At 62.8% G+C, this 20,330-nt stretch carries 19 protein-coding genes; 11 read left to right on the top strand and 8 right to left on the bottom strand.

Translation table 11 applies throughout. The annotated features are described in order from the left end of the window. Positions 1-3 precede the first annotated feature (3 nt). From QM685_RS04830 to QM685_RS04820, 3 genes are read left to right on the top strand one after another with little or no spacing between them, the layout of a single operon-like run. Positions 4-612, top strand: coding sequence for a chromate transporter (locus QM685_RS04830; RefSeq protein WP_415113286.1), 609 nt, complete (start codon positions 4-6; stop codon positions 610-612). After that, positions 596-1,141, top strand: a complete 546-nt coding sequence (locus QM685_RS04825; protein ID WP_415113284.1) for a chromate transporter — start codon at positions 596-598, stop codon at positions 1,139-1,141. Before QM685_RS04830 ends, QM685_RS04825 begins: the two co-directional genes overlap by 17 nt. Positions 1,142-1,153: 12 nt before the next feature. Beyond that, a complete protein-coding gene (locus QM685_RS04820; RefSeq protein ID WP_415113282.1) occupies positions 1,154-1,798 on the top strand; it encodes a glutathione S-transferase family protein in 645 nt (214 codons plus the stop codon). A gap of 143 nt (positions 1,799-1,941) precedes the next feature. Here QM685_RS04820 and QM685_RS04815 read toward each other — a convergent pair whose 3' ends face one another. Both QM685_RS04815 and QM685_RS04810 read right to left on the bottom strand, forming a co-directional pair. Then, the gene (locus tag QM685_RS04815; protein ID WP_415113280.1) at positions 1,942-3,189 is read right to left on the bottom strand and encodes an MFS transporter; all 1,248 of its coding nucleotides are present in this window, start codon (positions 3,187-3,189) and stop codon (positions 1,942-1,944) included. Between the two features lie 177 nt (positions 3,190-3,366). Continuing rightward, a complete protein-coding gene (locus tag QM685_RS04810) occupies positions 3,367-3,798 on the bottom strand; it encodes a VOC family protein (protein ID WP_415113278.1) in 432 nt (143 codons plus the stop codon). A gap of 248 nt (positions 3,799-4,046) precedes the next feature. Between QM685_RS04810 and QM685_RS04805 the strand changes: the two genes are divergently transcribed. Then, a complete protein-coding gene (locus QM685_RS04805) occupies positions 4,047-4,868 on the top strand; it encodes a GntR family transcriptional regulator (protein WP_415113276.1) in 822 nt (273 codons plus the stop codon). Positions 4,869-4,954: 86 nt separating this feature from the next. Here QM685_RS04805 and QM685_RS04800 read toward each other — a convergent pair whose 3' ends face one another. Together QM685_RS04800 and QM685_RS04795 are read right to left on the bottom strand one after the other, a co-directional pair. Beyond that, positions 4,955-6,340, bottom strand: coding sequence for an MmgE/PrpD family protein (locus QM685_RS04800; RefSeq protein WP_415113274.1), 1,386 nt, complete (start codon positions 6,338-6,340; stop codon positions 4,955-4,957). A 61-nt stretch (positions 6,341-6,401) separates the two neighbouring features. Continuing rightward, the gene (locus QM685_RS04795; RefSeq protein ID WP_415113272.1) at positions 6,402-7,322 is read right to left on the bottom strand and encodes an FCD domain-containing protein; all 921 of its coding nucleotides are present in this window, start codon (positions 7,320-7,322) and stop codon (positions 6,402-6,404) included. A gap of 16 nt (positions 7,323-7,338) precedes the next feature. Here QM685_RS04795 and QM685_RS04790 point away from each other — a divergent pair, with 16 nt between their 5' ends. The 6 genes from QM685_RS04790 to QM685_RS04765 all read left to right on the top strand — a co-directional run bounded on the left by QM685_RS04790 (position 7,339) and on the right by QM685_RS04765 (position 14,193). Next, positions 7,339-8,703 carry an MmgE/PrpD family protein gene (locus QM685_RS04790; protein ID WP_415113270.1) on the top strand — a complete coding sequence of 455 codons (1,365 nt, stop codon included), beginning with the start codon at positions 7,339-7,341 and terminating at the stop codon, positions 8,701-8,703. Positions 8,704-8,819: 116 nt separating this feature from the next. After that, positions 8,820-10,103, top strand: a complete 1,284-nt coding sequence (locus QM685_RS04785) for an MFS transporter (protein WP_415113268.1) — start codon at positions 8,820-8,822, stop codon at positions 10,101-10,103. A 97-nt stretch (positions 10,104-10,200) separates the two neighbouring features. Next, positions 10,201-11,496, top strand: a complete 1,296-nt coding sequence (locus QM685_RS04780; protein ID WP_415113266.1) for an MFS transporter — start codon at positions 10,201-10,203, stop codon at positions 11,494-11,496. Then, positions 11,493-12,248 carry an SDR family NAD(P)-dependent oxidoreductase gene (locus QM685_RS04775; protein WP_415113264.1) on the top strand — a complete coding sequence of 252 codons (756 nt, stop codon included), beginning with the start codon at positions 11,493-11,495 and terminating at the stop codon, positions 12,246-12,248. The genes QM685_RS04780 and QM685_RS04775 overlap by 4 nt, the downstream gene beginning before the upstream one ends. A 208-nt stretch (positions 12,249-12,456) precedes the next feature. Beyond that, positions 12,457-13,626: a porin gene (locus QM685_RS04770; RefSeq protein ID WP_415113262.1), complete on the top strand. Its 1,170-nt coding sequence runs from the start codon at positions 12,457-12,459 to the stop codon at positions 13,624-13,626. Between the two features lie 198 nt (positions 13,627-13,824). Next, a complete protein-coding gene (locus QM685_RS04765) occupies positions 13,825-14,193 on the top strand; it encodes a DUF488 domain-containing protein (protein ID WP_415113260.1) in 369 nt (122 codons plus the stop codon). Between the two features lie 33 nt (positions 14,194-14,226). Here QM685_RS04765 and QM685_RS04760 read toward each other — a convergent pair whose 3' ends face one another. From QM685_RS04760 to QM685_RS04745, 4 genes are all read right to left on the bottom strand, one after another. Continuing rightward, a complete protein-coding gene (locus QM685_RS04760) occupies positions 14,227-14,601 on the bottom strand; it encodes a lysozyme inhibitor LprI family protein (protein WP_415113258.1) in 375 nt (124 codons plus the stop codon). Positions 14,602-14,693: 92 nt separating this feature from the next. Beyond that, positions 14,694-15,836, bottom strand: a complete 1,143-nt coding sequence (locus tag QM685_RS04755) for an acyl-CoA dehydrogenase family protein (protein ID WP_415113256.1) — start codon at positions 15,834-15,836, stop codon at positions 14,694-14,696. A gap of 12 nt (positions 15,837-15,848) precedes the next feature. Further along, positions 15,849-17,057, bottom strand: coding sequence for an acyl-CoA dehydrogenase family protein (locus tag QM685_RS04750; protein ID WP_415113254.1), 1,209 nt, complete (start codon positions 17,055-17,057; stop codon positions 15,849-15,851). A gap of 83 nt (positions 17,058-17,140) precedes the next feature. After that, entirely contained in the window at positions 17,141-19,261 is a 2,121-nt protein-coding gene (locus QM685_RS04745) for a 3-hydroxyacyl-CoA dehydrogenase NAD-binding domain-containing protein (RefSeq protein WP_415113252.1), read from the bottom strand. Between the two features lie 143 nt (positions 19,262-19,404). On the opposite strand from QM685_RS04745, the gene QM685_RS04740 reads away from it, so the two are divergent. Next, a complete protein-coding gene (locus tag QM685_RS04740) occupies positions 19,405-20,301 on the top strand; it encodes a LysR family transcriptional regulator (RefSeq protein WP_415113250.1) in 897 nt (298 codons plus the stop codon). Positions 20,302-20,330: the final 29 nt, after the last annotated feature.

The following is a 20,330-nucleotide window of genomic DNA, read 5'->3' as shown; positions in this document are numbered from 1 at the left end:
TGAGTGTCAGACACGCACGGCGACGACGAGGACCTGAACATGCAGTCGGTGGCGCAGGAGCAAAAATCAGGCGATGTGTCGTTGCTGCAGATCTTCTTGCTCTTTGCTCGCGTGGGTTTGACGAGCTTTGGCGGTGGATTGTCCGCGTGGATATATCGCGAAGTCGTGACCACGCGCAGGTGGCTGACGGAGGATGAATTCCTCGGCGCGCTGACGCTTGGTCAGATTCTGCCCGGATCCAATGTGATTAATCTGTCGATCTACGTGGGCTATCGAATGAAAGGCGCGGTGGGCAGCGCGGTCGCGGTCTGTTCGTTGCTCGTGCTACCGATGATGGTGATCGTGCTGCTGGCCACGGTCTTTCACGAGTTCGCACATCTCGTGTGGCTACATCGCTTCCTCGAAGGGGTCGGAGCTGCGGCCATCGGCTTGACGGCGTCCGTCGGCTTTCGCACGGCACGCTCGCTGCTTGCCGTGCAACGCTGGCCAGCCGGCCTGATCGTCGCAGTCTTCTTCGCGGTCGGTGTGATGCGGTGGCCGCTCGTGCCCGTTGCGCTCGTTGCGGGCGCCGCTGGCCTGTACGTCGCTTCGAGGAATGATCGTGGTGCGTGAGAACATCTATTTGCGACTGATCGCGGTGTTCGCGCCGCTTTCGTTGCTTTCGCTCGGTGGTGGACAAAGCATTGTCGCCGACATCAACCAGCAGGCGGTGGCGATCCACGGCTGGGTCACGCAGTCAGAATTCGTCGATCTGTTCGCCATGTCGCGTGCGGCTCCGGGACCCGGTGCGCTACTGACCACGTTGATAGGCTGGAAGGTGGCGGGCTTTTTCGGTGCGGTGGTTGCTTCGCTGGCGCTCTTCGTGCCATCCTCGCTACTCGCGTACGGCGCGACCATTGCCTGGAGCCGGCATCATCGGCACCCGTGGCATCGAACGGCGGAGCGCGGTCTGGCACCGGTCGCCACTGGCCTGATTCTCGCGAGCGCGTTCTCGGTCTTGCGGGCCTCGTCTTCGACCTGGATGATCTGGGGACTCGCGACCGTGGCGCTCATCATTTTTCTGGCGCGGCCCAGGCTAAACCCACTTTTCGTACTATTTGCCGCGGGATTGCTGAATGCGGCGCCAAGCCTGATCTTCTGACTGGGATGACTGATGAAACTTTACGGCAGACGCACTTCGATCAATGTTCAAAAGGTTCTGTGGTGTCTCGGCGAACTCGGTCTGGAGGAGGGGCGGGATTTTGAGCGCATCGACGCCGGATTGCAGTTCGGTGTGGTCGATACGCTCGAATATCTCGCACTGAATCCCAATGGGCTGGTACCGACGCTCGTGGACGGCGATGTCGTAGTGTGGGAGTCGAATACGATCGTGCGGTACCTCGCAACGTCGCGAGGCGATGAAACCTTGCTGTCGGCGGATCCTGTCGCGCGTGCGGACATCGAGAAGTGGATGGATTGGCAACTAGGTACCTTGTGGGCGACGTTGCGGATCGCGTTCCTCGGCCTGACGCGTACGCCGGAAAACCAGCGCAACTACGACGCGATTCGTGCGTCGCATCAGCAGTCGGCGCGTTTGCTCGGTATTGCTGACAGGGTGCTGGATACGCAGCCGTTCCTGGCGCTCGATCGTTTTACAGTAGCGGACATCGGTGTCGCGTTGGCCGCGCAGCGGTGGTTTATGCTGGCCGAGAAATTTCCCGAACGACTCGATGCCGTTCCCGCAGTGCCTGCGTTGGAAAGATGGCTGAAGACGGTGACGCAACGTCCAGCGTACGTTGCAGCCAACGTTGGGCTTTAGCCAGATTCATCGACCACGTGTCCGCGGCACTTCCGCATCGGCGCGTATCTGGCGCAACTTTGTGCCGAAGGGGCCCAGTGCGCGCTCGCGGGTGGGACTCGGCCCGCTAGTTCCGTCGTTCGACAGCAGCCCTTGGCATTGCATCAATACGCATCCGCCGACGCAGTGAAGCCACCCGGCTCGGTTGCTTCAGATGCTGGCTCGCCGAGATATGGACGGTCGGGGCGAATCCAGTGCGCCGCGATCGGCCCGAGCCCGAGAAAGAACATCGATAGCGCGAAGACCGGCTGCCACGAATGTGTCGAGTCGACCAGCCAGCCCACTAGCGGTGGGGAAACAGAAGCCGCGATGCCAAGCCCGGTGTTCATGATGCTGCTCGACGTCGCCGAGTGGTTGGGTGCGAGGTCCATCGCGACGGCCCACGGTGGCGCCGTGACCAGCTCCGACAAGAACAGCGCCGCGGCTAGCGACAACGCGGCAAGGGTTGGCGAAGGATGCAGGAACATCGGGACGAAGAAGACAATGGGCGCAAGAAAGCCAACGGTAATCAACGTTTGTCGGGAACGCCGGAGATTGCCGGTTTTCTTCAGCATCAGGTCGCTCAGTGTGCCGCCGAGTGTTGTTCCGACCACGCCGCTTAAGAAAATCCCCGAACTGAACACGGCCGAGTGCCTGATGTTCAGGTGATATGCCTGTGAGAAGAACGACGGCATCCAGTTCAGGAAGAACCACAGAATCCAGCCGTGGCAAAAGCTAACGACAGTGGCGGGCCATAACGTACGCAACAGCGGAGCCCAGCGCATGGGCAAGCGGGTCTTGCCCAGTTTCGCCGGCAGGCGCGCGATGTCTTCCGCGGTGATGCCCGGATGGTCGGCGGGATCGTCGCGGTAATACCAAAGCCACAACGCGACCCACGCGAGACTGGCCGCACCGAGAACGATAAACGCAACGTGCCACGAAAAAGCTGTGATCAGTCCGGCAACGAGGACCGGCGTCGATGCGTTGCCGAGACGCGCGCATGCATGGGTAATGCCTTGCGAGAAGCCACGTCTTCCGGGTTCCATCCAGGCAGTTAGCGCGCGCGCCGAAGCAGGCACGATTGGACTTTCTCCGAGTCCGACCGCGAAGCGCGCGAGCAACAACGTGAACAGGCCACCGGCCAGACCGGTGAACAACGTGCCGAGGCCCCATAGCACGCCGCAAATGGCCAGCATTTTGCGCGCGCCCAGGCGGTCGGCAATATAGCCCCCGGGAACCATTGCAATGGCATAGGTCAGCGCGAACGCGGAAAACACGATCCCGAGCTGCGAATTGTTCAGGTTCAGGTCGTGACGAATGGACAGCGCCGCTGTAGAAATATTGGTGCGATCCACATACATCAGAAACGACATGATGCATAGGACAATCAGTACGCCAGTCGTCGCGGAAAAGCGCCTCCGTCGGCGGATGCATTTCATTGTCTGTCCTCCATGCAACCGCGCAACGGCGAGTGTCGTTGCCCGCGGCGCCGTCTCATGAACAGCCGACTGTAGTTTGTTTAATGCATCGGCCGAAGCGGTAAGTGATGCTTACTCGAGTACTTCGCCGTGCACCCCCGCGGCGAGCGTGTCCTTTTCCCAGCGTTGCATCGGCACGACTTCGGCAACCGGGCCATCAGGCGAGCGGAACTTGACCGGCAAATGGCCGGGCGCCGTCAGGATCGTGCCGCCATTGGCCTTGATCCGTTCGATGAATGCATCGAGGTCTTCCACCTCCATGCCGATGTGATGAATGCACGGTGCAGGGCCTGCGAAGTCGGCTTCGTCCGAGTTGGCCGATTCGTAGTGGATCAGCGTCAGATCCATATAACCGTCGCTCAGGTGATGCGAAATGTGGTCGCCGTTCGCGCCTTTGCGTCGCACGGTGTTCACGTGCTTGTAGCCGAACACGTTTTCATAGAAAGCGCGTTCTTTCTCGACATCTTCGACCTTGAATGCAATGTGCTTGATGAAATTTGGCATGGGGTATCTCCTCTGATGTAGCGCGACACCGTCGCGCAATGGAAATCAGTCTATGACCTGATATTTCCCAAGTCAATCGAATCATTCGAATGATTCGATTTAAGTGATAGGGCGACGGAGCATCTGGATCATGCCGCAGCCAATTCGCTGCCGTCATGCATGCTGAAGCCGACACTGAAATTGCATGCCGATCCTGTATCCTTCGGGAGTTCGTCGACTGAACTCCGAACTCGCGGGGGCGCCGCAACATGCACGAGGTTTTTCCCGCCAGATGGGCGAGCAGTACCGATCGCTTTCTTCTTCCAGGTTTTTTCTTCGCACACACCCGAATGCCAGGACTTCGTAACCCGGGCGAGCAACCGCTCTATGAAATCGTTCGCGCAGGCATCCTCGAGCGCCTTCGCACCGGCCAGTGGGCTGCCGGCGACAAGATTCCCACCGAACCGCAGCTAGCCGGAGAGTTCGGCGTCGGCATCGGCACCATTCGCCGCGCGGTCGAGGAACTGGTAGCGGAACGGCTACTAATCCGCCGCGCGGGGCGGGGTACCATCGTCGCCAGGTTTACCGACGAACATGCGTTCGACCAATACTTCAGTTTTGTGGACGCGAGCGGCGCTTCACTCAAGGTCTCGGCACGTCTGCTGAGATTTGGCAAGGAGCGCGCGAGCCAGGATGTCGCGGCGACGCTGCGGCTCGAACGCGGTGCGAGGCTCGCCGCGGTGGAAAATCTCCGGCTGCAGGACGATGTTCCGCTGATGCTCGATCGCCTGTGGATTCCGCTCGATGTGTTTCCTGACCTGGATGCGAAGACGTTCGCCGCGCGGCGAGGCTCTATCTACGGTTTTTACCAGGAGCATTTCGGCATTTCGGTTGTGCGGGTGGTCGAAGATCTGGGCGGTGCCGTCGCGGACGATGACGTCGCGAGTGCGCTCAGCATCGAAGTCGGTGCGCCTGTGCTGCGAATCGAACGCACGGCGTACACGTTCAAGGATCAGCCGGTCGAATTCCGCGTGCGTTTCGTTGATTCGAGCCGGTGCTCATACCGAAACGTGCGCGGATTGCAGGACTGATCGACGTTAGCGGGCCAGCTGGTACGCCGTGCGGATGGGATGTCCGGGCGGCACATCGCGTATTTCAGTAGACTTCTCTACGAACTCTATTGCCGCAATCGAGCGACGGCGCCCAATCCCCGCTCGCTGAAAACCGTTTCACACCAGTGACGCGCTTCAGTGGTTAGTGCGCTGCTCCAACCGCCGTGCAGCGCGTTGTCGGTGAACTTGGCGGCGAGTTCGGCGGCGGAAAGCGGCTCACGCGCACCGCCGCGCATATGGGGCTGACGTACTTCCTGAACCGTGCCGTCGACTAATGTTGCTCGCAGATGGCCAGTGAAGTTGGCCGGGTATTCATTGTCCGGATCGATTTCATATCGGATCTTGCCGGCAAGCTCCAGTACTTCAGGGTCCCTGATTCGCGCTTCAGTGAACTGGCTGAAACCTGCCTTGCGGTCGAAGAAGCCGACTGCCATGCAAAACGGTGTGCTGAACTTTGCCGCGTACGCGGTGGGCGGCCGATGCTTGACCGCCAGTTCTTCCCACAGACGGTGCACCGTGCCTTCGCCGACCTCGCAGACGATCTCGCGGATCTGCTTCGCCTCTACACCGCGTTCAGCGAGCGCAATGGCGCAATCGATATACGGCTGGGTCATCGTGCCGCAAGCGTAGGGTTTGAACGCGATCGACTCCATGACCCAGGACGTGCCGAGTCCTTCGAGCACGGGGGAGAATTCGGGCGCGCGCGACGGCGCGAATGCCTTGAAGAAACCGTGTTTGCCTTCGAACACCGTGCGCGGACCGCTGAATCCGCCACGTGCCATCAGCGCCGCACGGATTCCGGATTGCGCGGCCCATCCGGCGTGCATCCGCTTGGTCGAGGTGCCTTCGGCGAGGTACTCGATGATTCCGGCGGACATGCTGCCGGCAATGCCGAGCGTCGCGGTGGTCTGCCGCGCGTTCAGCCGCAACGCCGCCGCGACGCCGCCGGCGGCTGCGATTGCCCCGATTACCGCAGTCGGATGAAAGCCCGCCGTATGAATCGCGCGCGGCGCAACGAGACTGAGTCGACACATCAGCTCGGCGCCCACCGCGATGCCGCGCAGCAACGCATCGCCGCCGAGGCCTTCGCGTTCGCAGGCCGCCAGCACCGCGGGCACGATGACGGCGCCTGAGTGCACTGGGCCGCCTTCGAAGGTATCGTCGTAGTCTTCCCCGTGGGCCGCCGTGCCGTTGATCAACGCGGCGTCGAACGCACTGAAGCTGCCCGCATGTCCCAGCGCCGTGCAGGCGCCGCCTTTGTCGGTGGCCTGTAGCGTCGCGTGGACGTAGTCTTCATCGCGCACGGCGACGCAAAGGCCTGTCACGTCGAGCAACAGCAGGCGGGCGATCTCCACCGTTTGCGCCGGCAATGCCGCGGTATCGGTGTCGGCGATCCATGCGCCCAGGTGTTCGGCGATCGTTGCGTTTCCTTCCGGTTTGGCTGTGTTCATACAGGGGACGACTCCAATTCGACAATAAATGGCATGCGCCGCCTGAACAGCGTGCGGCCTGCTAGCGCGTGCCGTAAGGGAAACTTCGTGGCGACTCGGGGACGTCGCGGACCGTTTCGAGCGGATGGGTGGCGGCGTCCGAACCGTGGGCGCTCGTCGTGCGCTGGAAACCCGCCTCCACGTGCTGGCGCATGGCCTGTGCGACGGCTTCGGGGTCGCGCCGCGCCAGCGCTTCGAGAATCATGCGATGTTCGTTGTGCGATGCCTGCGAACTGCCGGCAATCGAGAATCCGCGCCTGCGCAGCAGGTGCATGCGATTGACAACCTGGCGGTACAGGCCCAGCATCGTCGCGTTGCCCGTCAGTTCGACGAGCCGGTCGTGGAAGGCGATATTGAGCGTGAAGTAATTGTTCAGCTCGTCGTGGATCGAGCTTGCTTCGAGTTGATCCAGCATCGCATGCAATTCCTGCAATTGCGCATCGGTAATTTTCGACGCAAGGCGACGGCCCGCCATTTCGTCCAGGCCGGCGCGCACTTCATAGAGTTCGGCGGCTTCCGCGTCGGAAATCTCGCGAATATAGACACCCCGATTCTTTTCGAGCCACACGAGGCCGGCTTCCTCCAGTGCGCGGAACGCTTCGCGTACTGGACTGCGGCTGATCTGCAGATGTTCGGCCAGGTCCATTTCATTCAGCTTCATCCCGGCTTCGAGTTCGCCGGTTTTGATGCGCCGCAGGATTTCTTCCTGCACGAGGCCGGACAGGGTGACGGAGCGAAGTAACTCGAGCGAGCTGGTGGGGCGGGGCATGGCAGTGAGCCTGTATTGGGGAAAAGTGCAGTGTACTACGCAGATTGCGTCTTGAAGATTGTCGACAACATACTCTTTGGTGCGCCGATCCGCAACCAGGGAAGGCCGGTATTTGCGTATTGTCGACAATATGTACAATTCGACTCGATGACTAGCCAAACTTTTCCTGCTCACTGCTCTACGCATACTCATGACTCAAAAAGACCAAGCCGTCACGCGCACCCTGGCGCGCTACCTCGTCAATGCCCGTCCCGACGATCTTCCGCAGGCCGTGCGTGACCATGCCGTGCGCACTTTCGTCAACTGGATGGGATGTGCCATCGGCGCGTCCCGGCATGAAGCAGTCGAGATTGCCATTGAGGCGCTCAGCCCGTTCGGCGGCCCCGCTCAGGCCTCGGTACTGGGCCGCGCCGGCAAGGTCGATGTGCTCAACGCCGCACTGTTCAACGGCATCAGCTCGCACGTTTTCGATTTCGACGACACTCATCTGAAGACGGTGATTCATCCGGCAGGGCCGGTAGCGTCCGCGATTCTTGCGCTAGCCGAATACCGCTGCGTCAGCGGCACGGAATTCATTCATGCGCTGGCATTGGGCGTCGAGACCGAATGCCGGATCGGCAACGCTGTCTACCCGGACCATTACGACGTCGGCTGGCACATTACCGGCACGGCGGGCGTGTTCGGTGCCGCCGCGGCGGCCGGCAAGCTGCTTGGCCTCGATGAGCAGCAGATGGTCTGGGCACTCGGACTCGCGGCCACGCAGCCAGTCGGTTTGCGCGAGATGTTCGGCACGATGACCAAGAGTTTTCATCCGGGCCGCGCGGCGCAGAATGGCCTGGTGGCGGCGCTGCTCGCCGCCCGTGGCTACACCAGTTCGGAGCAGGGCATCGAAGCGAAGCGCGGCTGGGCCAATGTGACCAGCACGCACCGCAACTATGCCGAAATCACCGAGGGCCTCGGCGAACGTCACGAGAGTCTGCTCAACACCTATAAGCCGTTTGCATGCGGCATCGTGATTCATCCGGCGATCGACGGCTGCATCCAGTTGCGCAACGAACATCGGCTCGACCCCGAGTCGATCGCCTCGGTGCTGCTGAAGGTGCATCCGCTGGTACTGGAACTGACGGGTAAGCGCACGCCGCAGACGGGGCTCGACGGCAAGTTCAGTGTCTACCATTCGGCGGCGGTCGCGATCATCGACGGTCGCGCGGGTGAGCAGCAATACAGCGATACGGCGGTACATGAGCCCAGAACCGTGCGGTTGCGCGATAAGGTGGCCGCTGAGATCGACCCGGCGATGCCGCCCGACGCAGTGCACATCACGATCACGCTGAACAACGGCGAGCGGCTCGAAAAGCAGGTCGAACATGCGATCGGCAGCGTGAAGCGGCCCATGACCGATGCGGATCTCAGCGCGAAATTCACGGATCTCGCCGAACCGATTCTCGGCGGCGCCGCCACTGCGCGACTGCTCGACGCAGTCTGGAAGGTGCAGACGGTAGCCGACGTCGCCGAGCTTGCGGATCTCGCGCGGCCCGACACCGCGGCTTCGTAAGCGCGGAATGCAGGAGCGGTGACGCGCGCAACACGCGCGTGTCATCGCAAAAATTGTCGACAAAAGACAAGCCGCACGGCACCTCGACGCGGCGCGTGACGGATTCTGGAGAAGACATGTCGAGTGACCTCAGTCTCCCGGTGGCATCGACGCGTCCCTATCGCACCTTTATCGCGACGTGGGCGGGCTGGATGCTGGACGGCTTCGACAACGCGATCTACATCTATGTTGTCGTGCCCGCGCTGACCGAGCTGCTGCCGGGAAGCGGCCTCGCGGCGAATCACGCGCATATCGCCCAACTGGGCGGCCTGATGTTCAGCCTGTTCATGCTCGGATGGGCGTGCTCGATGTTCTGGGGCTGGTGTGCGGACCGCTTCGGCCGCGTGCCGACGATGTGCGCGACGATCCTGATCTATTCGATTTTCACGGGTGCGTGCGGGCTCGCTCCCGGCATCGTTTCGTTTGCGATCTTCCGTTTTCTGACGGGTTTCGGCATCGGCGGCGAATGGGCGGCCGGCGCGCCGCTGCTGCAGGAGTCGGTGCCCGAGCATCTGCGTGAGCGGCTGTCCGGGTGGCTGCACACGGGCACGCCCATCGGCTTTCTGCTGGCCTCGGCCGCCGCGCTTCTGATCCTGCCGACAGGCGGCTGGCGCGCGCTGTTCCTGCTCGGCAGCGCACCCGCGCTGTTGACGATCTGGCTGCGCCTCGGCGTTCCGGAGTCGCGCCGCTGGATCGAGCAGCGGCGCGCGAATCGGGCGCGGGCACGCATACGCGATCTGTTCGGCCGCGGGCTGGCTCGCACGACGTGGTCGGCCGCACTGATGATGACGTGCCTGATCTTCGGCTTGTGGTCGTCCACCTTCTGGATTCCGACGCTGGTGATCACGTGGCAAACGTCGAGTGGCATATCGGCCGCCGGGGCGCAGCATCTCGGTTCGATGAGCGGATTGGTCTTGAGCCTCGGCACGCTGCTCGGCTGCGTCAGCATGCCGTGGATCGTGCGCTGGATTCCGCGACGCAAGTCGGTTGCGATCGTGTTCTTCAGCGGTGCGCTGGTCTGCAACGTAACGTCGTATTTCGGCATCGTGATGGTGCTGAAGAACCTTCAGCTATTCATGCTCACGCTGCCGTTGCTCGGCTTTTTCACGAGCGGCGTGTTTTCCCTGTTCACGATCTGGTTGCCGGAAATGTTCCCGACGATGCTGCGCGCGCTCGGCTCCGGCTTCGCCTTCAGCTTCGGCCGCGTGCTCGGTGCCGCGGGGCCATCGATCGTCGGCGCACTGGCAACGAGCTTCGGTTCGTATCCACGCGCGATCACGGTGGTGTCGTTCATCTATCTGCTCGGCCTGTTCTGTGTGCCGTGGGCACCGGAAACGGCAAACCGGGCGCTTCCGCCATAACGCAAACCGCTTCACACGATTTTGTTCCTGGCGCAAATCTTCACGGCAATCGGAAGGAGAGGGCAATGCAGCAACCTGATCGGCAAGTCTTGTCACGATGAAAGCGAGAATGTTTACCGGCACGACCGGCAGGGTATTCCTGCTCATCTGCGCGATGTATTTCATTGAATACGTCGATCGGGTGAATCTTTCCATCGCGGCGCCATTGCTGAAGTCCGAAATGCATTTGTCGAACACGCAGCTCGGCATCGCACTCTCGGCGTTCGGCTATTGCTATGCGCTGTTTCAGATCATCAACGGCTATCTGGGCGACAGGATCGGACCGCGTCGCATGCTCGCGTTCTCCGGGATCATGTGGGGGCTGGGCACGCTGGCGACCGGTATCGTCGGCGGCCTTGCGACGCTCGTGTTCTCGCGGATGCTGGTTGGCTTCGGCGAGGCCGGCTCGATTCCCAACGCTACACGTGCGATGGCGAACTGGGTGCCCCGCGCGAAGCGCGGTTTCGCACAAGGTTTCACTCACTCCGCCGCGCGAGCGGCGGCGACCCTCACACCGCCGCTCGTCGTGTTGATGATCCCGCTTCTCGGCTGGCGGGGTGCATTTATCGTATTGGGCTGCATCAGTCTGATCTGGGTCGTGGTGTGGTCGATGTATTTCAGGGACGACCCGCGCGCGCACCCTTCGATTACGGCCGCGGAAATCGACGACCTGCCGCCTTATGCCGGCCCGCAGCATCGCACGGCCGTCCCGTGGCGGGCATTGATCCGCCGCATCATGCCCGTCACGCTGGTGTTCTTCTGTCACGCGTGGACGTTATGGCTCTATCTGAGCTGGCTGCCGAGTTTTTTCGTGGGCGTCTACGGGATCAATCTCAAGAGCTCCGCGTTGTTCACCGCTGGTGTGTTTCTGGCCGGCATCGTCGGCGACACGGCGGGCGGCCTGTTGACCGACGCGATCTATCGCCGTACCGGCAACCTGAACCGCGCGCGCCGCAACGTGATCGTGATGGGTTTTAGCGGATCGCTGCTTTTCCTGTCGTGCGTGCTGTTCGTTCACGACCGCACGCTGATTGCGCTGTGCCTCGCCGCCGCGCTGTTCTGCCTCGAGTCGACCGAAGGGCCGATCTGGGCCGTGCCGATGGATATCGCGCCCGCCTATGCCGGCGTCGCAAGCGGATTCATCAGCACCGCGGCCGGACTCGCCGCTGTCGTGTCGCCGGTGGCGTTCGGTCTGATCACCGACCTGACGGGCAGCTTCCGGCTACCTTTTTTGATGTCGATTGCGCTGCTGCTGGTCGGCGTTGCGCTGTCGTTCTGGATCCGCCCGGACCGGCCGCTGCAAGTCAGTGCAAATTCTTCATTTTCAACGGAATCATTGGGAGCTCATTCATGAACACAGAACCCGACGGCGGCGTGGCCGTCGTCACCGGCGCGGCACGCAATATCGGGCGGGCTATCGCGCTCGAACTGGCGGCGGCAGGTAATGCGGTGATCGTCAATGCGAGAAGCTCCGCCGACGAGGCGGCCGAAGTCGTGCGCGCAATCGAGGCCGCGGGCGGTCGCGCGGCGATGCATCTCGCGGACGTCAGCGAACCCCGCGGTGCACAGGATCTGATGACGGCGGCAATTCGTCATTTCGGGCGCATCGACATTCTCGTCAACAATGCCGCGGTGCGTCGCGAAGTGCCTTTCGCCGAACTGGACTTCACGCAATGGCGCGAAGTCATGTCGGTCATTCTGGATGGCGCCTATTTATGCGCACACGCCGCGTTGCCGTATCTGCGTCAATCGAAGGCTGGAGCCATCGTCAATATCGGCGGCATGTCGGCGCATGCGGGTTCGGCCGGGCGCGCCCATGTGATAGCGGCAAAAGCGGGGCTGGTCGGTTTGACACGCGCGCTCGCGCACGATCTGGGCGCTGACGGCATCACGGTCAACTGCGTCGTACCCGGCTTGATCGACACCGTGCGCGGGCGTTCGGCCGGGACCGGCGCACCGGCCCATCATGCCGGACGCACGACGTTGCTCGGCCGTCGCGGTCACGCCGACGAAGTGGCGAGTCTTGTGCAGTTTCTCTGTGGGCCCAAAGCACGGTATGTGACCGGCCAGGCGATTCACGCAAACGGTGGTGCCTTCCTCGGCTGATCCCCGACCATCGTTATCGGCTGTTCGTACTGGAAGGCTGCCCAGCAGACCGACGTTCTGCGAGTCGGCCGATCCAGCGGCATGTCACGCCCGTACCGTGCGGAAATCAATGAGGAGGACCGCTATTCAGCAACGACGAAAGATCATTTAACGATCCAGAAGTGCGAATAAAAGAATTCAAGACCTATGACGTGGTGGAGATAATTGAATGAAACAGTCGCTTCTTGCATTGTCGATATTAGGAACATTCGCGGGAACCGCATATGCGCAGAGTAGCGTGACGCTATACGGGCTCGTGGACGCGGGCGTGATGATCAATACCAACGCAAAAAACGTGGTAAATGGCAAGAACGTTGGAGGACGGCAATTTCAGGTGGATTCCAACGGAGGCACACAAGGCAGTCGTTGGGGAATCAAGGGTGTCGAGGATATCGGTGGCGGTCTGAAGACGATTTTCGTCCTCGAGTCCGGCATCAACCTCAGCAACGGCGCGTTTGGGCAGGGCAACACGGCTTTCGGCAGACAGGCGTTCGTGGGGCTGAGTAGCAATACTTTCGGCACGGTCACCCTGGGCCGCCAATACGACAGCGTCAACGATTACGTCGGCAATTACGGTTTTGCGGCCGCGTACGGCGGATCGACCACTGAACATCCGGGCGATCTCGACAACGTGAACCACACGTTTCGCGCGAACAACACGATCAAATATGCCAGTCCCAACTACAGCGGATTGACCTTCGGCGGTACCGTCAGCCTGGGTGGAGTGGCCGGCAATATTTCGCAATCGAGCGGGTACAGTCTTGGCGCGAACTACGGCCAGGGACCTGTGGGAGTAGGCGTCGCTTACGTATTTTTCAGAAATCCCGCCGCAATGGGCTCGATTCTGAATGGCAACGTCAATGCGACGACCTTCAATTCGCTTAACTCAGGCTATCTTGGCAGCAAGCCCGCCAACTCCTTGCAGATTGCCACCGCAGGTGGCTCATATCAGATTGGTAACGCGAAAATCGGTGCCGTGTATTCGAATACCAGGTACATGAACATCGGCGCATTCAATGGCGCGAATGCGACGTTCAACAGCTACGAATTGAATGCCGTTTACCACGTCACACCGGCATTCCTCGTGGGCGGCGCATACAACTATACGAAGGGCAATGCCGTCAGGGGAGATGTCGGCGATCAGAAATACAACCAGTTCTCGTTGCTGCTCGACTATGCGCTGTCGAAGCGGACCGACGTCTATCTGCTCGGCACGTTCCAGACGGCGAGCGGCACGAGTTCTACCGGTGCGGCGGCCGTTGCGGATATCGGTAGTCTCGGTGATTCGTCGAACAATCATCAGGCCGTCGCTCGCGTGGCGATTCATCACAAGTTCTGAGGCCGTCCGGGCCCATCCGTTTGCGCGCGTTCTGCGCGTTCGACGTGCGGGCACGCGTCGCCACCTCGGCATCGCCGATGATGGCCGCACAAGTACTGCGGCAAGCGCCACGCTTGCCAACCAGCAGGGGACCGACTACGCTGAGATTCACGACAACTTCACGGGCGGCACGCGCCTGCCGGATTGCGGACGATCGTTATGCGCTCGCACAACAACGTACAGATCAAACGGGTTTATGAGCCGGTGTCGGCGCGGGACGGCGCGCGCATCCTTGTCGACCGCGTCTGGCCTCGCGGTATCACCAAGGCGCAGGCCGGCTTGACGCTGTGGATGAAAGACATCGCGCCGAGCACCAGGCTGCGTCAGTGGTTCAATCACGATCCGGATCGTTGGGAGCAGTTCCAGCAGGCGTATGCGCGGGAACTCGACGGGAACGGTGAGGCGGTGTCGCAAGTTCTGGCTTTGTGCGCCGCAGGACCGGTGACACTGCTGTACGGAGCACGCGATCAGGAACATAACAACGCGCTGGTGCTTCAGCAATATCTCCACAAGCGCGGCGCCGGGTAGCACGGCGACGGCGCGTGACAAATGCGACGGCACTCATCGGCACTTTTCGGTTCCGATCGCTTTGCGCATGCGGTCCGTTGCGGCGGTTTTACACATCGCGACCGCGGTGGGCAGCATCGAGCCATTGCCCCATTCCCGTGAGGCCGATTTCGAGCAGTTGGCGTCGCGGCGTTTTTTCCATGCGGCAATCTTTTTTTGCAGCGCCGTTTTGCAGGCCGTCGACGAACCGGCCGTTGCCTCCACGACATGTTCCAGTTTCTGTTCCGCGACGAGCTGATCGCGCCATGCACAGAAGTTCATGCTGGTTTGATTGGCTTCGCAATTCGACAGGATCGCGGAGACCTCGCTTGCGGGCAGTCCGCTGCGGTTCGCGATTTCGTCGATCGGATCGGAAGCGCTCGCCAGCACGGAAGTGCTGATAAACGTCAGTGCCAGAACCAGATATTTCATGGTTGCTTGTGTGTGAGGAAGGGTTCGGCTTCTTCGCGTCGGCGAGCGCCTCACCGGGCACCCAACGCGATGAACCGCTCGAGATGATGATCCTCATCGCCCAACTGATGATCGATCATCACGAGGCGTTTCGCGTAATGCGCGAGCGGCAACTCCCATGTCATGCCGATCCCGCCGTGCAACTGGATGCATTCCTCCGCGACCAGCGTGCCGATTCGGCCGATGCTGTATTTCGCCGCCGACACCGCGCGCTCGCGCGCGGTGCGTTCGCCATCGAGCGCGGCCGCCGCGTTGATCACCGCCGAACGTGCCTGCTCGATTTCGAGCAATAGGTCGGCCATCCGGTGCTGCAACGCCTGGAAGCTGCCGATCGGCACGCCGAACTGCTTGCGTGTGCGCAGATAATCGAGCGTGTAGTCCTTCGCGACGTCCATCGCGCCGACCGCTTCCGCGCACAGCGCGAGCACGCCGCAGCTCAGCGCATATTCGAGCGTCGCGAAGCCGGCGTCTGCTGAGCCGAGCACCGCGTCGTCGCCGAGCGTGACGTTGTCGAACGTCACTTCGGCGGCGCGCCCGCCATCGATCTTGCGATAGCCGCGTACATTGACGCCCGCCGCGTCGCGCGGCACGACGAACAGCGTGATACCCGCTTCGGCATCGTCGTCGCCGCTCGTGCGCGCCGAGACCAGAAACATCGAGGCCTGCTCGCCATGCTGGACCACTGCCTTCGCACCGTTCAGCGTCCACGCGTTGCTTTCGTCATTAACGCTGCGCTGCGCGCGCGTCGTCACGCGTGCGAGTTCGTAGTGGCTGTCCGGCTCGCCGTGCGCGAGCGCAGCGATCCGCGAGCCGTCGATCAACGCACCAAGCGCCGCTTTCTGCGCGTCGTTGCCGCTGCGCGCGAGCGCGCGGCCGACGATCAGCGTATCGAGAAACGGTTCGACGACGAGGCCGCGCCCCAGACTCTCGAACACGACGGAAATATCGAATCCGCCGCCGCCGAACCCGCCGCTCGCTTCATCGAACAACGCGCCGATCACGCCGAGCTCCGCGAAGCGCGCCCACAATTGCGTGCTGAAACCGTGTTCCGAGCGCGCGATCCGGTCGCGCGTCGCGAAGCCGTACTGCTCGCCGATGAAGCGGTTCAGCGTATCCGCCAGCATGCGGCGGTCTTCGGTGTGCTGGAAATTCATGACGTGTGTCTCTTAAAGCCCGAGGATCATTTTGGAAATGATGTTCTTCTGGATTTCGTTCGAGCCGCCGAAAATCGACAGCTTGCGATTGTTGAAGTACTGCGCCGCCGCGCTCGCGGCTTCGTCGGGCCCGACCGGCACGCCGTCGAAACCTTCGTGCAGCGCTTCCTCGACGAACGGCTGCGCGTACGCGCCTATCGCGCGACGTGTGAGCGACGAGATTTCCTGGCGGATCTCGGTGCCGCGAATCTTCAGCATCGAACTTTCCGCGCCCGGCACGCCGCCGCCCGCCACGGCCGCGATCACGCGCAGGTTCGTGGTCTTCATGTTCTCGAGATCGATCTCGACGCGCGCCATGCGCGCCGCGAACGCCGGGTCTTCGGCGAGCGGGCGACCATTGCGGCGCTGTGTCGCGGCGATCTTGCGCAAGCGGTTGAACGCGGCCACCGAGAAGCCGACACCCGCGATATTGGTGCGCTCATACGTGAGTAGATATTTCGCGTAGGTCCAGCCCTTGTTCTCTTCGCCGACCAGATTGTCGGCCGGCACGCGCACGTCGGTGAAAAACACTTCGTTGACCTCGTGCTCGCCGTCGAGCGTGATGATCGGCCGCACTTCGACGCCCGGCGTGTTCATGTCGATCAGCAGAAAGCTGATGCCTTCCTGCTTGCGCACGTCGGTCGCGGTGCGCACGAGGCAGAAGATCATGTTCGCGTAGTGGCCGAGTGTGGTCCACGTCTTCTGGCCGTTGACGACGTAGTGCTCGCCTTGCGCGTCGTTGCCGCGCACCGCGGTGGTCTTCACCGACGCGAGATCGGAGCCCGCGCCCGGCTCCGAATAGCCCTGGCACCACCAGTCGGAGCCGTCGAGAATGCGCGGCAGCCAGTGGCGTTTCTGCGCGTCGCTGCCGTATCGGATCAGCACGGGGCCGAGCATATTGACGCCGAACGGCACGACGCGCGGCGCGCCGGCGAGCGCGCATTCGTTTTCGAAGATGAATTTCTGCACCGCGTTCCAGCCGGGGCCCCCGTATTCCTTCGGCCAGTGATTCGCGAGCCAGCCCTGCGCGTTCAGAATCGCATGCCACTCGGCCATGTCGTCGCGCGTGAGGCGGCGCCCGCCGTGCACCTTGTCGGCAAGACGCCGCGGAAGCCGGTCGCGCAGAAAGGCCAGCACGCTGGCGCGAAACGCTTCTTCTTCTGGGGTGAAATTCAGATCCATCGCGGGTTCTTCCGTCGTGTTCGGCGAAGTGTCCGGATCGGCGGCGCGGTTCGCGCGCCGCCGATCCGGCAATCGCAGGTTTCTCAGACCGTCCTGTTCAGGCTCGCGAAATCCTCACCGCGCTCGACGAGCTCGACCAGCAGCGGTGACGGCTTCCAGAATAGCGGGTCTTCCCGCGCGAATTCGCGAATGTCGGCGAGAATCTTCGGCAGGCCGACGCTATCGGCGTATTTCATCGGGCCACCGCGATAGCGCGGAAAGCCGTAGCCATACAGGAGCGTCACGTCGACGTCGAGCGGACGCAGCGCGATGCGTTCGTGCACGACGTTCGCGCCTTCGTTGATCATCGCGGCCATATAGCGGCGCATGATTTCTTCGTCGCTGAACGTGCGTGGCGTGATGCCCGCGCGCCGGCGCTCGGCGTCGATGATCGCTTCGACTTCCGGGTCGGGCGAGCCGCCGCGCGATCCGGCGGGATACAGATAGAAGCCGCGGCCGGTCTTCTGGCCGAACCAGCCGCGCTCGCACAGGCGGTCGGCGATCTGCACGTAGCGGGCGTCCGGATTGCGCGTCGCCGCGCGGCGCTTGCGCGTGGCCCAGCCGATGTCGCCGCCCGCGAGATCGATCACCTGGAACGGTCCCATCGGGAAGCCGAACGCGCGCACCGCCGCGTCGATCTGATACGGCGACGCGCCGTCTTCCATGATTGCGTCGGCGGCGGCGCGATAGACGGCGAGCACGCGGTTGCCGATAAAGCCGTCGCACACGCCCGCGCGCACCGGCGTCTTGCGCAGCTTCTTCGCAAGCTCGAACGCGGTCGCGACCACGTCCGCGCTGACCTGCTTCGGCACCACCACTTCGAGCAGCTTCATGATGTTGGCGGGCGAGAAGAAGTGCAGGCCGATCACGTCGGCGGGGCGGGATATGCTGGCCGCGATCGCGTCGATGTCGAGATACGACGTGTTGGTCGCGAGCACCGCGCCCGGTTTGCACACGCGATCGAGTTCGGCGAACACGGCTTTTTTCACATCGAGGTCTTCGAACACGGCTTCGATCACGAGATCGGCGTGGGCGAGCGTATCGTACGAGGTGCTGCCGCTCCAGCGCGCGATGATCGCGGCTTTCTTTTCCGCGGTGAGACGGCCTTTCGCGATCAGGCCGTCGTAGACCTTCTCGATGTGCGCGCGGCCGCGCGCGAGCGACGTGTCGTCGCGTTCGATCATCGTCACGGGCAGGCCGGCGTCGAGCACCGCGACCGCGATGCCCGCGCCCATCGTGCCGCCGCCGACCACGCCGATCGAAGCGAGCGCGCGTGGTTGCGCGTCGCGCGTTTCGGGCGCCTTCAGCACTTCGCGCTCGGCAAAGAACGCGTGAACCAGGCCGGCGCGCTGCGGGCTGTCGAGGCATTCCAGGAACAGCTTGCGCTCGGTGCGCAGGCCTTCGTCGAACGGCTGTTCGATCGCAGCCTCGACCGCTTCGACGATCTTCAGCGGCGAGAACAGGCCGCGCGATTTCTTTTCGGTCTCCGCGCGCGCCGCGGCGACCGCGGCGAGACTCGCAGCGCGATCGCCGAGTGCGCCGGCCTCGCGCGTGCGGCGCACCGGCGCCTGCGCGGCGAGCAGTTCGTGCACGTAGGCGAGCCCTTCGGCGAGGATGTCGCCGCTTGCGCCCAGACGGTCGATCAGGCCGAGCGCGAGCGCTTCCTTCGCGCTCGCATGCCGGCCGCTCAGGATCAGGTCGAGCGCCGCCTGCGCGCCGATCAGGCGCGGCGTGCGCTGCGTGCCGCCCGCGCCCGGCAGCAGGCCGAGCTGCACTTCGGGCAGACCAAGCTTCGCGCCGTCGACGGCGATCCGGTAATGCGCGGCGAGCGCCACTTCGAGGCCGCCGCCGAGCGCCGCGCCGTGAAGCGCGGCGACGACCGGCTTCGCGCACGCCTCGATGCGGTTGCACACGTCCGGCAGTGACGGCGGCAGCGGCGGCTTGCCGAATTCGCGAATATCCGCGCCGGCGATGAAGTTGCGCCCCGCGCCGACGATCAGCACGGCTTCGACGGCCCGGTCCGCGTCGGCCGCTTCGATGGCCGCGAGCAGGCCGCGCCGCACGTCGGCGGATAGCGCGTTCACCGGCGCGTGGTCGATCGTGACGAGCAGCACCTTGCCGCGCAATTCGCGCATAACGACGTCGGTGGAAGGGGTGGGGGTCATCGTGGGTGTCTCCTGATTGGGCGAGGGCGCGGGCGTGGCCTGGTCGGCGCGCCGGATCGTCTCATTCTGGAGTGGTCAAGGTTCGTTGACAATGGCATGGATGATTGACAGACTGTCAAAATTATTTTGACAATTGCGCTGCAATGGACGTCAATTCCCTGACCCTGCTGGTCGATATCCTCGATGCCGGCAATCTGAGCGAAGCCGCGCGCCGGCTGAAAATGAGCCGCGCGAACGTCAGCTATCACCTGAACCAGCTCGAGCGCTCGGTCGGACTGCAACTGGTCCGGCGCACGACGCGCCGCGTCGAGCCGACCGAGATCGGTCTGCGGCTTTACGAACACGGCCGCACGATCCGCAACGCGCTGCTCGCCGCGCGCGAGTCGGTCACGACGCTCGGGCAGAGCCTGCAAGGACGCGTGCGCCTGAGCGTGCCGAGCGGCTACGGCCAGCTCGTGATGTCCGACTGGCTGATCGCGTTCAAGCGGCTTTATCCCGGCATCGTGCTCGATGTGATGTTCGAGAACCGTGTCGAGGATCTGATGCGCGACGAGGTCGATATCGCGGTGCGCGTGATGTCGGAGCCGCCGCAAAATCTCGTCGCGCGCGACATGGGCCCGGTCCGCTATGTCGCGTGCGCGTCGCGCGAATTCGCGCAAACGCATGGCGTGCCCACGACGCTCGACGATCTGCGCGCGGCGCCGCTGATCACCGCGGCCGTGATCGGCAGGCAGTTGCGTCTGGCCGCTTATCTGCGCGACGAGCGGCACGAGGTGCTGCTCGAGCCGACGATCATCTCCGAGAACTTTCTGTTCTTACGCCAGGCGGTGCTGGCCGGGCTCGGCGTCGGACTCGTGCCCGACTACGTGGTGCAGGACGATGTGAGGCGCGGCGCCGTGCTGAGCGCGCTCGATGAATGGCGGCTCAGCATCTTCGGCACGCATATGTACCTGCTTTATATGCCGAACCGGCATCACACGCGCGCGGCCGCGACTTTTATCGAGTTCATTCTGGAGCAGGCGAACGAGGCGGGAAGATAGTAATAACGGGCGGCGGCCCGGATGAGGCG

Origin of the sequence: Paraburkholderia sp. (assembly GCF_047605525.1) — a bacterium.
Lineage (GTDB): Bacteria > Pseudomonadota > Gammaproteobacteria > Burkholderiales > Burkholderiaceae > Paraburkholderia.
The sequence above is the reverse complement of the archived record's forward strand: the minus strand, read 5'-3'. Positions and strand labels throughout refer to the sequence as shown.